This is a genomic window from Providencia alcalifaciens (genome assembly GCF_915403165.1).
In the GTDB taxonomy this organism is placed as follows: Bacteria; Pseudomonadota; Gammaproteobacteria; order Enterobacterales; family Enterobacteriaceae; genus Providencia; species Providencia alcalifaciens_C.
In genome coordinates, this window is sequence record NZ_OU659204.1 from 3,513,470 (window position 1) to 3,532,602 (window position 19,133).

Here is a 19,133-nt window from a genome sequence, read left to right on the forward strand (position 1 = left end):
TTTCAGTCTTCATACTTAAAATGAATATTAATTTGCATTTTTTCTAGATCTAAAGTGGCTTCACAACTTTTCCAAACAGGCAGGCCATTAGTTAAATTATTTTCAATATAATAGTTTTGCAATTCAACTAAATTGTGAAGCATATTTGTATTCGCAACCCCTCCCGCCGTAAGCCATTTCAACGCATTTTCATTGTCAATATAATCATACTCATATTCACATGTGTCACTTTCATCTGATAAGCTTGCTCTCATTATTATTTTTTGAGCATCATCTGGAGCTATACCGTATAGTAATGACCCTATTTCATTGTATATTTCTTGTTCAGTTTTCATTATTTACCTCCAGAATCATTAATAAATGTTCTTTCTACGGGGCGTTCATTCCCTATCTTATACATAACGTTAAAACTACTTGGCCGATCACTATTCCCTAGATATACAGGCTCGATCTTAACATCAACATCCTTATTTTCTTTCAATGCTTTTGCCCATGAGTTCTCCATTTTTTTCCATTCACTTCTATTCAAGTTAGAGTTCATAGGAACAATATTGAGTTTCTCTCCTGGGCCAGTGAAAATAGTTGCAATTAAATGTCCACCTTCATCACCAGCAACACCGCATTTGCCAACTTTACACTGCTGATAGGTATTTCTATCATTTGAGTTCAGAGACAATTTCGCTTCTACAGTCTCTACTCGCCCTTGTGAATCAGTTTTATAGGTTTTATTACCATCAACCTGATAAATGGCATTTGGCTCTGGTTTGTTCAGTTGCTTATTCCAATCACCCTTACTACCTGATTTTATTTCAATAATTTTTTGTTCATTTATGATTTTAGGTATTTCTTTACTTACATTCCCTGTAATTACCTTATTCACCATTTCAGGGGTTACTTCACCGCCTTCTTTCTTTATCGCTTGAAGTGCAGCAAATTCTACTAATTGTTCTGTTGAGTATTTAACACCATAACCAGCTCCTGTTACTGCAATACCTGCAGGGGCTGCTTCTGCACCTATTGTTTCAACAATAAAGTTACTGACTTCTACCGTACATAATGCTGGATTGGCCGCACAAGCTCTCATCGCTACCTGAGCCGCTGCAAGTGCTTCTGGAGTAATTGCTGCTATCGCACCACCTGCCGCGCCGCCGACAAGCGCAATAGCAATTGCCTTATTAACTGCTTCACCACGCTGGCAAGCTTCACCGGAGGGGTTATCCACACAAGACATCACATCTTTTGCATGGCTTCGAGCAAATTTGACTTGTTCCTCTTCCGTGCCGCCCATGAGGTTATTCTCAACCGCATTTTTCCCTGCTTGCGATGCCGTCACTGCGCCCGCAACATCACCCGTAGTAAGACCACCGGCTAATCCTGCAGCCAACTGGCTTAATGCGCTGACTTGTTGCTTCTCGCTTTCCGTTAAATCGGACACTTTCTTGCCCGGGAACATCTTATCCATAATGATGCGAGCCGACAACTCTCCGCCACCGGCACCCAAGCCACCCGCCACGGCGGATTGGTTATTCAACTCGGCAACCACCGCACCCAGCACGGCGTGCGCCATCGCATTGGTTGCTTTGTTAACCTCACCAGTCACTGGGTCAGTTGTCAGTTCTTTAATCTTGGTTGCTAAATACGGCGAAGACGCATTACCTAACGCCCCCGCTAAGTTATCACCCGCCAACCCTTGCAACAACCCTGTCACCGCTTGGGCGGCTTTTTGGAAATCGCTGCCCGTGCCATATTGCGCCATCGCGTTGTTGTACGCTTGTTGTTTAATCGCCTCATCCGTCGCAACTTTATTGTCCTTAAGAAGTTGCTGCTTGGCGATGGCTAACGCATCCGGGTCTTTTTGAGCTTTCAGCCCCGCGATTTCCCCTTCCGTGCGGATGATGTCCATCGTCTGATTGCCGATTTCACCAATCAATTGAGACTGTTTTAAGCGGTTTTGCTCTTTCTCTTTGTCGAAGATTGGGTTAATGCTGCCGTCATTAGCGTGCTCGGTATCGCGGTTGAGCTCGTTAACATCCTGTTTTTGTTTGTTCTCATTGCGAACAATGACGGTTCCCTCACTGACCGCCGATTTAGTCGTGCCTTCGGCGTGTCCGCTATTATTGGCATTGGAGAGCAAACCACCCGCAGCATTGGTCAACAACTGCCCCCCAATCGAGCCTCCTGTGCCAATCGAGCCGCCCGTGTGCTCGGCAGTAAAGTCCGCTTTGTTGTCGATATCTTTCCAGCCCAGCGTGCCCGTTTCTAAGCGGTTTTTGTCTTTGTCCGCGGTGGATGCGATAACCGCACCGTCGAGTTGAGTGTGTTTATCGACGGTGATATCAAAACCACCTTTGCCCGCAAAAATCCCCGTCTGTTCTTTGACGCTGTCATAGTTGCTTTTGATTTTGTCTTGGCTAGCGCTGATATTGATGTTTGGTGTACCACCTATCGTGTAACCGCCACCGACGCTGCTCTCTTGCTGTTTCGCATCATAACGGTCGCTGTCTTGCTGGCTCGCCATGTTCAGGTCACGACCCACATTGACCGTCACTTGCTCACCACTGACTTGCGCCCCTTTGAGGGTGGTATCTTGCCCGCTGTTTAACGTGAGCTTATTGCCCGCATCCAGTGTGGTTTCGGTGTGCGTAAGGCCATTCCCTTTTTCATGGCCTTTACCTTGGTTGACGGAGGCTGAGACATTGACCCCGTAGCCGCCTGCACCAACGCCCACACCAACTCCGACACTGCCGCCTTTGCTGCTGTTTTCACTGGTGGTCTGCTCGCTGTTTTGGGCTGACACTAGGTTGATATCTTGTGTTGCAGACAGTGATAAATCTTTACCGGCTTTTAGCTCACTGCCGACGACTGTGATGTTACCGCTGTCTGGATTACCGTCTTTATTTTTACCCGTAGCCGTAATCGACAGGTTTTGGCCTGCGTTTAAGGTACTGCCTTGAGACTGACGGCTGTCTGTATGGGTTTCGCTTTTCGAGGATTGGCTGCCGTAAGACACACTGACACCGACCGTATTCGTCGCCCCTTTTTGGTAGCCTTCATCACCCGGTTTCAGGTTATTGGCAAGGTTATGCGCATTGGCCGCATCCGTTTTAAGCCCATCCAGCTCATAAGCTTGTTGAGCCTGAACACCTGATAATACCGCTTTGGTATTTTGCAGGGCATTTAAACGACCATCACTTTCTTTACGTGCTTGTTGTGCAGTGCTGACTGCGGTATTTAAGGCACTCCCCGCTGCCCCCGATAACGCCACAGTGAAACCACTTTGCTTGGTTTCAAAGGTTTCAGTGCGGGTACGCTCATCATAACCTGGGTCGATTTGTACGCTATCGCCTGTGAGGGTTAAGTCTTTTTGGGCAACAAGGTCAGCCCCACCCACATGCAGTTTGTTGCCTGCGGTGATATTGACATTTCCTTGTGTACTACCAATCGTGCTAACACTTTGGCTTTGGGTGATGCCTTTTTCATCCACTTCATGGCGAGAGGATTGTTTACCGACGGTAAAGCCAATGCCACCGCTACTCATTAAGCCACTTTTTGATTTCTCTTCAAGAAGATAATGCGAGTCAGTTTCAGTGGCAGCGATGATATCCACATTATTGCCTGCGGCTAGAGTGACATCGTTTTCTGCCACCAAGGAAGACCCCTTGACTGTTAGGTCATTACCCGCATTGATGGTAACTTTTTCACCACTGAGCAGGCTGCCTTTTTCGCGGGTGCTCTCATCGTTTTGGACAGTGTGATCGCTGCTGGAACTCAATAAACCTTTGCTGCTACGCTGCTCTTCAACGTATTTTTTGTGCTCTTCCGTCGCAGTATTGAGCGTCACATTTTGTTTCGCACCAAGCGTGATTTCGCCTTTTTCACTGTGAAGGGTACTGCCCGTGACGGTGATGTCTTTATCTCGTGCAGTGATTTCAACACCATTTTGTCCACTAAATGTGCTGCCAACCACCTCATGGGATGAGGTTTCATCGACACGCGATCCTTTGCTGCTGCCGCTACTGGTTTGTTCTTGGTCTAGCGCGTAGGTATCTTTGGTTGCCGCCGTGATGGTCACATCTCGGGCTGAGACGCTAACCTTTCCTGCTTGACTGTCAACTTGAGCGCCTTCAGCCACCAAGTTGTTGCCCGCATGAAGAGAGACGCCCTTGTCGCCACTGAGCGTGCTGAGCACCAAACGGTCTTCTTCGCGATAGTTGCTGACGGAAGAGCCGTTACCTTGTGCATCGAGCTGAGTTTTATTGGTGGTTTTATCCGACAGGATATTGATATCGCCACCGGCGTTGACATCCAGCGTGCCGCCAGCTTGAGCTTGGCTACCTTTGACAGTGATATCTTTTCCAGCATTTAGGCTGAGGTTTCCACCAGCACTCAGTTCACTACTTTGTGCTAATTGCCACTCTCCGCTGACTTGGGCGAGATTCCCCGAATTATTAACGATATTACTACGATCACCCATTGCGCCGGCGATTATGTCAATAGCTCCTTTATGGGTACTTTTGACCGATGTTATCGATAAATTATCTCGGGCATTCAATTTGATGTCATGAGTTGCGTCAAGCTTGGCACCTTGTAATTGAATGTCATTCCCCGTTAACGTGATATCGGTAGCATTCATCGTCGCTTGGCGTAAAGCATCTTGTAAGTTGGTACTTAATGTGATGCTATCCGCTTTAACTTGGATACTATCTGCATTGATATCCCCATTACGGTGAGTGAACTGCTTCGCATCCACACTCAGGGCGTTATCCGCCAACAGGTTCCCCGCATTATCGACGCTATCCGCAGAAAGATGCAGAGTATTACCCGCAATGACTGCGCCTTGCTGAGTTAACCTGATGGTTTGATTGGTGAGGTAAACTTTGGGAACCCAAACTGTTTGGGGGCCTTGTGCCGTGTTGACGGTTTCGCTCACCATCCACACAATATCTTGCTGCAATGCCGCAATTTGAGCAGGCGTTAATGCTACTCCAGGGCGTAAATGAAACTCCTCTGCTACGCGAATACCGTTATCCATTAAATATTGATATTGCGTCATCGCATCACCCTCTTTCACAGAAGGGCGTCCCGTTAATTTCAAAACTTGCTCACGGACTAAACGCTGTTCATAGAAGCCATCACCTAAACGCTTGTGTACGTCTGCAGGAGAGTAGCCGACGCGCTCAAGTAAATAGTCGCTACTGATAAACTTATTTCTGTCAGTGAATCGCGAGTCCGTCACCACTAAAAATGGGCTATCTGGTGTTAAGTTTGGACGGAATAATCCATTATTCGGGATAGAGGTTGCCACATCGCCAATATGCTGTTTTTCCGTTAAGGCCAGCTCTGCTGGTAATAATGGGCGCTCTTGCGGTGATTGACCTTCTGGCGTAGTTAACTCAGAGCCACCATGCGTGGTCAGTCCTGTGTTAAGGTTCTGTTTGTCGACACCGTCAATATCAAATTCCAGTGGGTTGCGTTCCCACTCCGCGCGTTCCGCTTTGGCAGCGTTAATCGCCGCTTCGATGGTGGATATTTGGGCGTCATTAACCGTAGTGTTGGTAATATTGGCGCCAGTAATCGATACATTACCATTACCTGAAATAATGCTATCAAGAGTCGTCAGTGCCGTGGTTTTGTCACTACTATATTCAGGGTACCAATGGCTTTTACTGACATCATAATGGTCAGAGTAGAATTCTTTGCGGTGTTCATTCACGGAATAACCCGTATTTTCTACGAATTCTTTACCTTCTATATCTAAATTACCCGTTGATGTAATAGTGCTCGCATCATTTTTGAGTCGCTCAGTAATATGGATCATCATATTCCCACCCGACAGGATACGTGCACCAATACCTTCCGATATCAGCTTATCTCGAGTGACTGTTCCTGTGACCGAGCGTTCTCGTATCCAGCTATAATCTTCAACCTTAGTCGAGTTAGCGAGATCCATATGTTTGTTCGGATCCCATATTTCGTAATAAGGTTCGTCGTGTTCCCGCCAGACCGCACCATGGTATGGGGTGGGTGGGGTTTTGATACGTCCCGGAACGCCACGCGACTCATAGAAGGTCATGGCATAGCTGCCATCGCTATTGGGTGTAAGCGCTAAATAATTGACCCACAGCGTGGTAACTTGGCCATTTTGCTGTTTTACCTTCATTTGTGCGCGTTTATTTTTAGCATCAATGTCTAAAATGGTGCCATATTTGTTATCCAACGCCGCACTTTCACTTTGAAAGGTCAATTGCTGCGTGGTGGGTGCCATTGCATCAGGGGTTTTGTGTACATCTGTACTAAATGAGCGCCAGTAGAAGTTATAAAGGTGTTTTTTATAATTTTCGACTTCAGCCTCTTTCTGAATATCTAATCCTTCACGTAAGTTATTCAGTTGACGCGCAGTAATAGAAACGGCACCTTCTCCCTCAATAAAACTGGCGTTATTTTCAATCAAGTCATCGCTGGTGAGTGTGAGGGTATCACCACTGTAAATTAGCGCTTGGTCACGGTTGGTGAGTGTTGTTTCCGTATGTAGGTCAATGTGTTTTGCTGCGGCAATGACGGCCTTTTCCCCCTGATTATCAAGCGTTTTGGCTTTAACACGGATGTCATCCCCCATCAAGGTGGCGCTATTATTTAATTCATTGACATTGAACGTCATTTTATCGGCTTCTAACCGATTGAGGTTATCCAGTTTGCCTGTCGTGATATCGAGGTTTTTACTGACCAGTGAGCCTTGGTTGGTAAAGTTCAGGCTCGAAAAAGTAAAATTACCCGGTAATAGCCAGTCAGTAAGATTGGTCAACGCGCCCGTGATATTCAGTGTGACAGATTGATTGCTGGTGAGGGTATCGCCTGCGCGGTGCGTATAGTCTTGTGCTGCGGTCAGCGAAAGCGCTTTCTGACTCTTGATTGTCCCGCCCTGATTATTAATGGACTGGGTTTTAATGGCGAGAGCCGAACCACTTTGCAGGGTACCTTTCTGGTTCAGTAGATCAAGCTGAGTTGATGCGGAAGCCGCGTCCGTATTCAGTGTAATATCGCCATTGGCGACGATATTGCCGGATTGGTTGTCCAAGCGATTAACACCCGAAAACGTCAAATTTTCGTTACTTTGCAGTCGACCTTGGATATTTTCGATATTTTTGACAGTTAACGTGGTTTCTTTACTGCCGTGTACCAGACCATTTTCACGGTTATCTAAGGTATTGAGTAACAGGCTGAGGCTACCTTGGCTGCTTAAAATACCGCTATGTCGATTATCCAATGTCAATGCTATCAATTTCAGCGCTTTGGTGGAGACTAGCTGCCCTTGCTGGTTTTGGATATCTGTAGCATTCAACGTTAAGGTGTCGCCGCTGTGAATTTTTCCTTGCGTGTTATTGAGCTGCGCGATGTTGTAGGTGCCCGCTTGTTGGCTAATAACAGTACCTGCACGGTTATCAAGCTCTGTCGTATTCAGGGCAAGCTCACCAAGGCTGCTGACTGTACCTTGTTTGTTCTTAAATACTTTGGTTTCTAATTTTTGTTTTTGATTGCTAAGAATGGTTCCTGATGTGTTGTCTATCAGTTCTGTGCTTGTGAGATTCAGCGTTTGTTGGCTTTCGATCTTACCAGCGGTATTGTCTAACGCTTTGCTCGTAAGCGTAAGACTCTCGCCACTTTGTAATTTACCGTGATCGTTATTCAATGCATTTTCAATCGATAACAACAGTTGTTTTTGGCTGAAGAGTAAGCCGTTTTGCGAGTTATTCGCACTCGAAGCACTAAGCTGTAGTGTACCGCCAGAGAGTATTTTCCCTTGCTGATTATTGATGGATTGCCCTGTCATAGTCAGGCCTTGGCTGGCACTGATTTTGCCTTGAGTGTTATTGATTTCGTTGGCAACTAATAGTGATGCAGCACCACCAGCTTGTAATATGCCTTGTTGATTATCCAGTGAGTTTGCCGTGAGTTCGATATTTTTCTGGCTTTGAATTTCACCGCTTTGGTTATTCAATGACTGAGTCGTCGCCTGCCATGAATCTAAACTACCCATCCAGCCTTTCTGGTTATGAATATTTTGCGCTTTAAGTGTTTGAGATTGCTGACTAAAAACTCGCCCATCGCGGTTATCAATCAGCTGTGTGACCTGAACATTCAAACGACCAAGAGCATTGATTGCCCCTTGTGCATTATTAACGAGGTTGGCATTGATCACAGCATCACGTTGGCTGGTCAGAATACCAGTTTGATTATTAAAATCGCCAGTAAGGGTGAATGAAAGCGTATCTTGGCTCAGTATTTGTCCCTTTTGTTGGTTGCTCAGTTGTCCGCCAGCTAATGTCAACGTGCCACCACTTTGTAGCAATCCACCATTGTTATTGAATGCGCTCTGCTGGCGACCTTGCCAGTCTAAAGCCTGCCCTGCACTTATTTTTCCTTGAATATTATCAATGTTACCTTGCGTGTTAAGCGCAAGGGTTTTACCAGATTGTAACTGGCCTTCGGTGTTATCAAGATTGTTGGCGGTAATCTCGGCATTTTTCCCTGCCTGAATAACTCCTTTCTGGTTTGCAATATCACGTTGGGTTTCGAGGCTCAGTTGCTGACTGGCTTCGAGTAATCCTGTCTGATTATTGACGCCATCACGGCTAGTGATATCTAAATTTTGGCTAGCAATCACTTTACCCGATTGGTTTTCGAGCTGCTCTGTATCGATGTCGACATATTGACTGCTGATTTCGCCTTTTGCATTGTCAATTTTCGAGGCAGTCATGATATCAAGGGCTTTACCAGACAGAACTTGGCCATCTCGGTTATTCAATGATTGGGCGGTGATAACAGATTGATTACCACTTTGCAGTAAACCTGCTTGGTTGGTGAGCTGTTGGCCGACAGTGGCCGTTAAGGCCTGATTGGCAATCACTTTTCCTTGGCTGTTATCTAAAGTATTTTTTGCTTTGATATCAACAGTGTTTTCACCAACAATTTGGCCTTGCTGGTTTCTCACGTTGTTGGCATTGATAACGGCTTGCTTGCTATAAATGGTACCACCTTGGTTATCAAGATCCGCGGTAGTATTCAGTGTAAGTTGCTCGCCGGACAGTATTTTTCCACTTTGGTTATCAATGCGTTGTGCATCAATCGTAAGTTGGGTATCACTTTGTAGCGTGCCTTGTTGGCTGTTAACCACATCTTGAGCGGTTAAGGTTAATTTATCACCTGCCCCCATAAACCCGTTGGTGTTATTTATCTGCTGTCGAGCGACAATATCTAACGTAGTTTGGCTAATTAATTTACCCAATGCATTATTTAGGCTGTCTGTCGTCACTGTAACTTGCTGGCTATTGACTGTGCCGGATTGGTTGCTGAGCTCTTTACCCGTTTGCAGATTGATAGATTTCCCTGCGACAAGGTTACCCGCGCTATTATCAATCTGCTCTTTGGCATTCAAGGCCAGTTTAGTTTGGCTTTTAATCGTGCCCGATTGGTTATCAATCGTATTCGCTGTTAGGCTTAAATCGCCATTCGCCCCGATTTCGCCTTGCTGATTATTGACAGATTGTTTCACCCGCCAATCTTGTTTCGTATTATTTAACGCTACCAGCCGAGCATTTTGGTTATTCAGTGAGTCAACATTGAGCTTGAGGCGGTTAGCTTCAATCGCACCCTCTTGGTTATTCAGTTGCCCAGTGAGAGCAAATTGGCTCTCATTTTGGCCTGTTTGCACCCACGTGCCTTTCTGATTAAACAGGTTATTAGCGCTAACGTTCCATTGCCCAGCTTTGACTTGGACTTGTTCGGCGTGAATATCGCGTGCACTGTTGAGCTTGATATTATTGGCATCAATCTTGCTTTGAGTGAGAGCGATATCCCCTTGTTTGGCGGTGAGCGCTAAGGTGGACGCTGCAACTTGCGTCTGGCTTAAATCCAGCGATTGACCTGCCGCAGTGATATTTTGTTTGCTTAACAGGGTGCCTCGGGTGTCAATTTTACCGTCGCTGTTTAAGGTGATATTGGCATTATTAATAATGTGACTTTTGTTATCACTGCCCGCGAGTACGTTGCCTTGGCTGCGAATATCACCTTTCGCGTTGATATTGACATCTTTCATAGCAGCCAGCGTGCCTGTATTGCTCACTGAGCTTGTTTGGCTTTCAACGTTTAAGGTGCCGCCACTGTGTAATTTGCCTTGATGATCGATTGTGTCTTTGGCGGTCAGGGAGATATCACCACCTGCTTGAGTGGTGGCTTGTTGTGATGAGCTGCCCCAACTGAGCTTACCGTTGCTGCTAACTGTCAACGTCTTATCCGCTTGGATGTGTCCGCCTTGGTTACGCACACCCACACCTTTTTCGGTGCCCACCATGTGGATATAACCACTGTACATTCCACCCATTTGCCCCATGTCGATGGCAAATTCAGGTTGCGCGGTTTGGCTCTCCATCGGGGTGGCTTTATTTTGCGTATCGACTTTGTTTTTACCCGCGACAACCGCAATTTTTTCGTTTGCCCACACGCCGGAGTTGATTTCAACGGCACGGGCAAGCAAATCCACATATTGAGTATCGTGGCGACTATCGGCATTCAATCCACCGCCTTCAACACGGATAACACCGCGTTCAACTTGGTATCCTGCAAGGCTACCATCTTGATTAAACTGTGGTTTCCCGGTAGTCAGGGTCATTCGACCTGCGTTGATAGTGCCGCAGCCATTACAAATGATCCCCGATGGATTAGCCACTATTACTTGGGCTTTGCCACCTGCTACTTCAAGAAAGCCTTTAATTTGGCTCGGATTATTGCTATTCACTTCATTGAGAATGACGCGAGCAGGGGCTTTGTTTGGGTCAAGGTTCGGGTTGCCTTGGATCATCCCTGCGGTTTGTGTGGAAGTCATCACCGCCGAATTATTGAGAATAGCTCCGCGGTTATCCACATCAAATTGTTTATATTGGTTATGGGAAATACCGGAACCATTCGGCGCTGCAATATTGACCTGCGGGATCCCATTTTGCGTATTGATAACTTCAGGACGTTGGTTCTTAGGTGCATTGTTATCTGCCACAATTCCACTAGCTAGTGCTGAGCTTCCCCATAGTGCCAACCAAAGCAACAGCGAAGTACGGCGTAAAGTGACCCATAGGCGGCCTCCGTTCGACCCTCGAGTTTGACCTGCTTCAGTGCTACAGCTTTTTGCCAGTTCAGACACCACACGTAATTCCCCGTGAGTGCGGCTAAAAATCAGACGATAACAATGCTTATTCATAACGTACTATCCTTCAGAAAACACAACGCAAACACGGAAATAACCGGGTATGTCTAATGGAAACACAGCTACATTTCGAGATTGAGGCTAAATCCTGCCGTGGTTCCCGAAGTATCGAATTTTTTAGGTTTATACAGCGGGATGCCAACGAATAGGTCGTAGCTTAAACGGGATGAAATTGAGCCGCGAAGCCCTAATGCGGTACCTGCAAGTTGGTGTCCAACAAGGTACTTAGTGCTCTGGCCTTCAACACGACCATAATCCACCGCGAGATAGAGCTCTTGCCCTTGAGAGAACGCATTCCACGCCAAATCATTACGCCAAATCAGCCCTTTCTCACCGGAAAGCACTTGCTCACCATCAAAGCCACGAACGGTATAACGCCCACCGATAGACATACGCTCTTGTGGCGTTAAAGCGAACTGTGTCCATTGGCCACGCAAAGAAGTATTCCAACGCCAAGGCTGTTCACCCAACATGAATGGCTGATTGAAACTGATGTCTCCAAGAAAAATTCCCACGCGGGCGCTGCCGCTGTGGGTATCTTCTTCTGGGGCTCTGCGTGCACCATAGGCGCCGGTGCCACGACGCCAGTTGACATTGGCGTCGAGTGTGGCATTGCCTAAGAAGCTGCGCTGATTAACACCCACTTCCCATCCCGCGGTACGACGGCGTTGCTGCTCAATATCAATGTCATTGACTGAGTTACTGGCCGTTTTTCGGTAAGTGCGCAAATTAAGAGTGGTTTTATGGGATTGATCACGAAACAGTAAGCGAGATACCGTGAATTGAGCTGTATCACTCTTACCTGTGTAACGCAGTACTTCGTTGGCATTAGGTATGTTTTGGTGATAATTATACTCGTTGTAGTTGGCTGAAAATCCCCAATTACCAACGGGGATAAAATAGTTCAAGGTATAAGAATCGTTACCAAAAGGGCCCTTATCGAACAGATCTTTGCTGATATTGGCGTAAAACATGTCGTTTTGGGAAAACGGGGCATCAATGGCCAGCGTGGCAGAACCTAAATAGCGTCCGGTACTTTTCGAACCGCTGTCATCAAGGCTTAAACTCAAACGAACAGGGCGTTTTTCTTGCCAGCTGACCACTAAGTCACTGGTACCATCAACCGGGCCGGGTTCAATACGAATATCGGCAGTAACATTAGGGACGCGCTTGAAGTTTTCTAGCCCTTGCTCAATATCTCTAAGGTTAAGAATATCCCCTGAAGACGCGGGGATAGCGTTCCATAAACGCCCGCGCCATGAGGTACCTTCATCAAAATGTATCGCATTAATTCGACCAGGCTGCAGCATTAAGACTAACTCGCCTTGGGTTAAATCTTGTTCTTGTGCCATTACACGAGTGGTCACATAACCTTTTTCCAAAATAGCATTCTGCACTTTGTTTAAAGCCAGCAGGACGCCCTGCCCTCCTAGACAGAGCCCTTTAGCATCATTCACCGCTTTTAATGCCCACTGAAAATCAGCAGCCGAATCACCTTCAAGGCGGATCGTATTGATGGTAAAACACGGCGTTTCATTTTGCGGATAATCTGGTAATGACAGATCGGGCTGGGCAAATTGCGTATCTACGACGGGAGTATTTTGTCGTTGTAATGCTCTTTCTCGCTCTTGCTGGCGCTGTTGTTCGCGAAGATCGATATTTGCCGCCTCTTTTGCTGGATTCAAAAATGACTCAGCCCACAAATTAGGGCTTATAAAAAGCAAACTTAACGCCACCCATTGGCGATATTTATGCTGTTTTATCGTATTGCTGAAATGTTTTTTTAATAGCACAGGATTTAACTCGATTAATAGTACGTAACGGATAAATTGCAATCAATTTGATTAAAAATGCTAATTTCTATTTCCGTAATTTAATCAGTTTTACTTAAGTGGTCAACATAAGAGGAAATTAAGAGATGAAAATAAAAAATTACCAATCAAACAAGTAATTACAAAGAAGCAAACACCAATATAGATTAGATATACATTTTATTAATTTAACTAACGGAGTGTGTAAATATGGATAAAATAAGTATAAAAATAGAAATCACTTATCTTTTATTTCATTTTTTATTACCCATAGATTAATCTTATTTAATTAATAAAATTAAAAAATCAGATTATTAGCTAAGTATGAATAACACCAAAAACAAAAAACCGCGTCGATATCCTTATCGTGCGGTCTATTTATTCCCTTAAATTATATCCTTTAAATAAAGGCTTCCAGTCTATCGTTACTCCCCCTCAAATAACCGGAATCCCCCTAACCCTTCCCATGTTGGTAAGGCTTGATAAACTTGTTCGACGGCGGCAGCCACTTTGTCATTCATTGGCATATAAAAACCGACTAAATCGGGCTGAATGCCTAAGAAAATAATTTCCCCTACATCCTCTTTTAACTGGTCGATAAGAAAATTTAGCGGCAGATTATGAGTGCTCATGATAAACATTTCGGCGATATCATCGGGGTCGATAATTCGAATTTCTCCCGGCGCTAAACCAATATCTGCGGCATCGACAATTAATAAACGCTGAGGTTTTAAGGCGCGTACTTGGTGGGAGACACTTTCAGGGCTGCTTCCACCATTAATTGCCACCCAACCGTCAATCGGGGTTTGCTGCATCAGATCAAATAGCATCGCGCCTGCGCCGTCATCCCCCATCATGCTATTGCCCACCGCCAGCATGAGGTTTTGCACGGGTGATGGGGTTTCTGACGAAGGCTGATTTTCTAACGATTCGATTTCCATCGAAAAAGAAGGTTGAGTTTGTCTGGCAACATCGCTCATCGGCTGCCTTTTCGCTATCTGTCTTTTCACGATCAAATAAATTGCCGGCTCGCGCTCAATTTCGCCGAGCAATCGAATCAGTGTGGCGCTCCATGCCTGATAGGGCGAGTCACTGTCTTTAGCGAAGCCATCTAATGCTAACGCCAGCATATTGGTGTGAGTGGAATCAATATTAATCTCGCCGAAGGTGATCAAACCCTGTAATTTGCGACGCGCCTCCCCTTCAGGAAGCGCATTCACCCAAGATTGGTAGCCATCTAGTGGGCACTCCAATTCGGTTTTCAGGCAATCAATCATGCCAACATGGTGACCAATCGCTAGCGAGTAATACATGACTTGCTGCGCGTCTTCAGGCACGTCATCGTCACTGTCGACAAACTTCTGGCGCAGTGACCAGAAAATCACTTTACCCGTTTCAGTCGCTGATTCACTCATTGATGCCCCCTTGTTGCAGCACGGTCACGAGGCGATTCACAATTTCACGCAGGCGCGGGTCTTGCTCTTCGTCCATCCATGTTTGCATTGTGGCTTTCACTTGGCTTGGGGTCGCGCCATCGAGCAGCGTCAGGAAGCGGTCACTAATTTCTCGACCTTGGTAATAACCTGCTTGGCGGCGCGCTTCGCGTTCGATCATCACGCGGGTTGCTAACGGAATCGAAGGTAACAAAAGTTCCACTTTTTCGCCGTCGGCTTCACGGTGATCTTGCCCAACTAATTTTTGTTGCAGTAAGCCTAATGCCACCGCGAAACCATAAATCGTGGCAGCAGGGGTTGGCGGGCAACCGGGGATCCACACATCGATCGGCACGATGTGTTCGCTGCCCCCCCAAACACAGTACAGATCGTGGAAGATCCCCCCGCCACAACCACAAGCCCCATAAGAGATGCAGATTTTGGGATCCGGCGCAGATTCATACGCACGCAGTGCAGGCATGCGCATCGCACGGGTGACCGCCCCTGTGAACAGTAAAATATCCGCATGGCGCGGAGACGCCACCACTTTGATCCCGAAACGTTCCGCATCAAAAACAGGGGTGATAGCCGAGAAAATTTCAATTTCACATCCGTTGCAGCCGCCACAGTCGACACGGTATACGTAAGCTGAACGCTTGATATCTTTCAGCAGCGTGCTTTTCAGTTTTGCGACCTGCTCATCGAGCACAATCGGCTGGCTAACGTGATGGTTTACGGGGATATTTGGCAGACTCATGATTTATCTCCCTGAATATGCAAACGGAAATTCTGACGATCATTATTCAATAAGTTATTTTTTTGCTTACAGGATGGACAGGTTTCATACATTGGGCGCAGGGCTTCAATGCCGCCTTCCTCAATCCCCGATGCCACCATCAACGCCATGGCATACTCCACGGATTTTTTCGGAGCGAATGCCTCACCACATTGGCGACAATGTTGCAGGCGGAACGTCCCTTTCATGTACAAATCCGCTTTGTTCATCACCGCGGTTTCAAACTCTTCCGTTAAGTGAATGGCGCGAGTCGGACAAACTTCTTCGCAGCGCGCGCAATAAATACAGCGCCCTAAAAACAGCTGCCAGCGGCGTTCGCCACTTTCTAAATCAGTTTCCATGGTTAACGCATTGGCTGGGCAAGCGGAAATACAAGCGCCACACGCGATACATTGCTGCGGGTCGTATTCCGGTTTACCGCGAAAGCCGTGAGCCACTTCCAGCGGTTTGAACGGGTATTTCACCGTTGCGGTACCCGCATTGCGAAGGGTTTTAAAAAGTTTAAACATGGTGTCCCTCCGTTATTTCATAATCGATTGTTTGCGCTCGATGCTGTATTGCTCAAGCTCTTTGTACGCCACGGTTTTCGCTTTGCGTTTTTTCACATCCACCAGCGTCACGCGGTCAGTACAGGAGTAGCAAGGATCGAGGCTACCGATAATCAATGGCGCATCAGAAACGGTGTTGCCTTGCAGCATATAACGCAGCACTGGCCAGTTGGCGTAAGTGGCTGCGCGGCAGCGCCAGCGGTACAGTTTTTGGTTATCGCCGAGCATGCTCCAGTGAACATCTTCACCTCGCGGCGCTTCGGTATAGCCCAGAGCAAATTTATGAGGCTGATAGGTAAAGCCTTCGGTCAGAATTGGGCCTTCCGGCATATTGTCGAGGGCATATTCAATCATCGACAGGGAGTCCAATGTCTCTTTAATGCGTACCATCACACGGGAATAGACATCGCAACCATCTAACGTAAATAAGGTTTTTGGTAAATTGCCATAGTCGGCAAATGGATGGTCGAAACGTACATCGCGCTTGAAGCCGCTGGCACGGATCATCGGCCCAACTGGGCTATAGTCACGGGCAACTTGTGGATCGAGGCGACCGACACCGACGGTACGCTGCTCCATATTGGGTGTGCTCAGCAGCATATCCACCAGCTGGGTCACATCTTGGCGCATCTCTTTAACCAGCTGAATAGTTTTGACGCGCTGCTCTTTTAAGAAGTCACGACGAACCCCACCAATTAAGTTGGTACCATAAGTTTTACGCGCCCCAGTGAGTAACTCTGCCATGGTCATGGATTTTTCACGCACGCGGAAAAACTGCATGAAACCGGTATCAAATCCGGTGAAGTGGCTGGCTAAACCAATATTAAGCAAGTGGCTATGCAAGCGCTCAACTTCTAACAGCACGCTGCGAATGGTATGCGCACGCGGTGGCACATAAATGCCGAGGGCATTTTCAACGGAAGAGGTGTACGCCACGCTGTGCGTAAAGCCACAAATGCCGCAGACCCGGTCAGATAAAAAAGTGACTTCGTTATAACCCATGCGAGTTTCAGCCAGTTTTTCCATACCACGGTGAACATAGAACATTCGGTAATCCGCATCGACAATTCGCTCGCCATCAACGAATAAACGGAAGTGTCCCGGTTCATCGGAAGTGATATGCAGAGGGCCAATTGGCACGATGCGACTCTGGGTTTTGCTGTCGTTGATAAACTCGTAGGTTTCAGTATCAGTGGTTGGCGCTGGACGCTGACGGTAATCCATGGTGTCTTTGCGCAGCGGATACAGGTCTTCAGGCCAATCATCTGGCAGCACTAAACGGCGTTCATCCGGTAAGCCCACTGGGCGTAGACCGTACATATCGCGGATTTCACGCTCACCCCATACTGCCGCAGGCACCCGTGGCGTAACGGATGGGAACTCTTGAGTAATTGGACTGACATAGGCTTTCACCGTCACCCAACATTTTTCCCCCTCCTCCATCGACAGCGCGTAATAAACCGCAAACTGCCCATTCAGAGGACGCTCATCGTTGCCCCACAGCACCGGTAACCAACCGCCACAACCATAATAAAGAAACTCCACCACTTCTGGCAGCATCTCGGTTTTTACGGTGATGGTGACTTGGTTGGCGGTTTGCCACTCCTCTTCCAGCATGGCATGAGGAAATTTTTCGCGCACTTTTGCCAGATAGCCTGCACCTTTGCGAACGCCTTGAAGGGTATCTGCATAATTCTGATAGCTCACGTTATTTCTCCTGCAATGAAGGTTCGGAGGTGCTTGCACCCCACGGCCATTGATAATTTAAGGTGGTAATTTGGTGGTCGACTGTCGCGCTGTCTTTGAGCACGATCGTCGCGGCATTTTCCAGTAAGCGGCTGACAGGCTGAGGAATATAAGTTCCCATCACCAGCATTAGCACAATCAAAATTGCCATCGGTAATGTGGTTAAAATGCCCAGCTCACCACGCGCTACGCATTCTGGTTGTTCGCCAAATAAGGTTTTGGAGATCATGCGGATCAACCCGCCCAGCACCACTGTAATCAGGATCAACACAAGCAAAGTTAACCAGAAATGGTTAGCGACTAGCCCCGCCACCACAATCATAAATTCACTTAAAAATACGTTGAATGGAGGCATACCGCCCAGTGCCAATGCGCCACCCGCAAACACCACCGCGGTAAATGGCATGGTGCGCAGTAACCCTTTAACTACCGTAATATCGCGAGTGCCATATTTCAGTAACACGTTACCGGAACCGCAGAACAGCAAAGTTTTACCCAAACTGTGGTTCAAGGTGTGCAGCAGTGCAGCCAGCACGCCTAGAGGCCCGCCGATGCCTAACGCTACCGCGATCAGCCCCATGTTTTCCACACTGGAGTACGCCAGCAAACGTTTCATATCTTTTTGTACCAAGATAAAGAACGCTGCCACCGCGACGGACATTAATCCGAATACCAGCAGTAAGGTTTGGGTAAATTCGCCACCAATTGATGAGGTCACAATGATGTAGTAACGGATAATAATCAGCAGTGCGCAGTTGAGCAGCACCGCAGACAGTAACGCTGACGTTGGGCTTGGAGCCTCACTGTGTGCATCCGGTAGCCATGCGTGCATTGGGAACAGACCCGTTTTGGTACCAAAACCGATTAACACAAATACAAAGGCAAGGTGCATCAAGGTTGGATCAAGGAGGTCGGTATATTTCAGGACTTCCGTCCAGAAGATAGCCATTTCAGGATCCGGCATGACGTTCACTGCATTGGCATACACTAAAATGGTACCAAACAGACCGAATGCCACACCCACGCTACAGATAATGATGTATTTCCACGCGGCTTCCAGTGAAGAACGTTGACCGTAAATGCCCACTAAGAATGCGGAGCTTAAGGTGGTCGCTTCTACCGCTGCCCACATTAAAATCAGGTTATTACTGGTGATCACCAACAGCATAGTGAACAGGAATAAATGGAAGAAACCGTAATAATTACATAAGGTTCCGACACTAATTTCCCCTTCATGCACTTCATGGTTCATATAACCGATGGAGTACAAACCCGTCAGGAAGCCCACAATCCCTAAGATAGCGAGGAATAGCCCTGCGAGGCTATCGAGGTGGATCCAGCGGCCCGCCATCAGCAAGTCACCGACTTGGTCAATCGTACTCACCATCCAGAGCGATAAAACCAGTAATGCGGTGATCCCAATGGCATGGATCACCGTGACGGGGATTTTTGCGCCGTTACCCAATATGCGGCAGGCGAACGCCAGCAGCGAAATCACCAGCGGGGTTGCCATCAATAAGGTTAATAACATTGTTTGACTCATCT

The 19,133-nt window shown here is 47.0% G+C and carries 8 protein-coding genes and 1 pseudogene; all 9 read right to left on the reverse strand.

The features are described from left to right. Nucleotides 1-2: 2 nt before the first annotated feature. The 9 genes and pseudogenes from LDO73_RS15990 to LDO73_RS16030 all read right to left on the reverse strand — a co-directional run bounded on the left by LDO73_RS15990 (nt 3) and on the right by LDO73_RS16030 (nt 19,131). Nucleotides 3-335, reverse strand: a complete 333-nt coding sequence (locus tag LDO73_RS15990; RefSeq protein ID WP_224059338.1) for an immunity protein YezG family protein — start codon at nt 333-335, stop codon at nt 3-5. Then, nucleotides 335-11,248, reverse strand: a complete 10,914-nt coding sequence (locus LDO73_RS15995) for a hemagglutinin repeat-containing protein (protein ID WP_224059340.1) — start codon at nt 11,246-11,248, stop codon at nt 335-337. Before LDO73_RS15995 ends, LDO73_RS15990 begins: the two co-directional genes overlap by 1 nt. Nucleotides 11,249-11,316: 68 nt before the next feature. Next, nucleotides 11,317-12,939 (reverse strand): ShlB/FhaC/HecB family hemolysin secretion/activation protein, encoded by a 1,623-nt coding sequence (locus LDO73_RS16000; RefSeq protein ID WP_224059342.1) that lies wholly within the window; start codon nt 12,937-12,939, stop codon nt 11,317-11,319. A gap of 551 nt (nt 12,940-13,490) precedes the next feature. Further along, nucleotides 13,491-13,943, reverse strand: a complete 453-nt coding sequence (gene hycI / locus LDO73_RS16005; protein ID WP_224061206.1) for a hydrogenase maturation peptidase HycI — start codon at nt 13,941-13,943, stop codon at nt 13,491-13,493. A gap of 120 nt (nt 13,944-14,063) precedes the next feature. Next, a pseudogene (locus LDO73_RS16010) lies at nt 14,064-14,480 on the reverse strand (formate hydrogenlyase maturation HycH family protein); the annotation flags it as partial. Continuing rightward, complete coding sequence (locus tag LDO73_RS16015) at nt 14,473-15,255, reverse strand: NADH-quinone oxidoreductase subunit B family protein (RefSeq protein WP_224059343.1); 783 nt, start codon at nt 15,253-15,255, stop codon at nt 14,473-14,475. The pseudogene LDO73_RS16010 and the gene LDO73_RS16015, both read right to left, overlap by 8 nt. Then, nucleotides 15,252-15,803 (reverse strand): hydrogenase 4 subunit H, encoded by a 552-nt coding sequence (gene hyfH / locus LDO73_RS16020; RefSeq protein WP_036949180.1) that lies wholly within the window; start codon nt 15,801-15,803, stop codon nt 15,252-15,254. The genes LDO73_RS16015 and hyfH overlap by 4 nt, the downstream gene beginning before the upstream one ends. Before the next feature lie 12 nt (nt 15,804-15,815). Next, complete coding sequence (locus tag LDO73_RS16025; protein WP_282560678.1) at nt 15,816-17,549, reverse strand: NADH-quinone oxidoreductase subunit C; 1,734 nt, start codon at nt 17,547-17,549, stop codon at nt 15,816-15,818. A 1-nt stretch (nt 17,550) separates the two neighbouring features. Beyond that, the gene (locus LDO73_RS16030) at nt 17,551-19,131 is read right to left on the reverse strand and encodes a hydrogenase 4 subunit F (protein WP_224059345.1); all 1,581 of its coding nucleotides are present in this window, start codon (nt 19,129-19,131) and stop codon (nt 17,551-17,553) included. Nucleotides 19,132-19,133 lie beyond the last annotated feature (2 nt).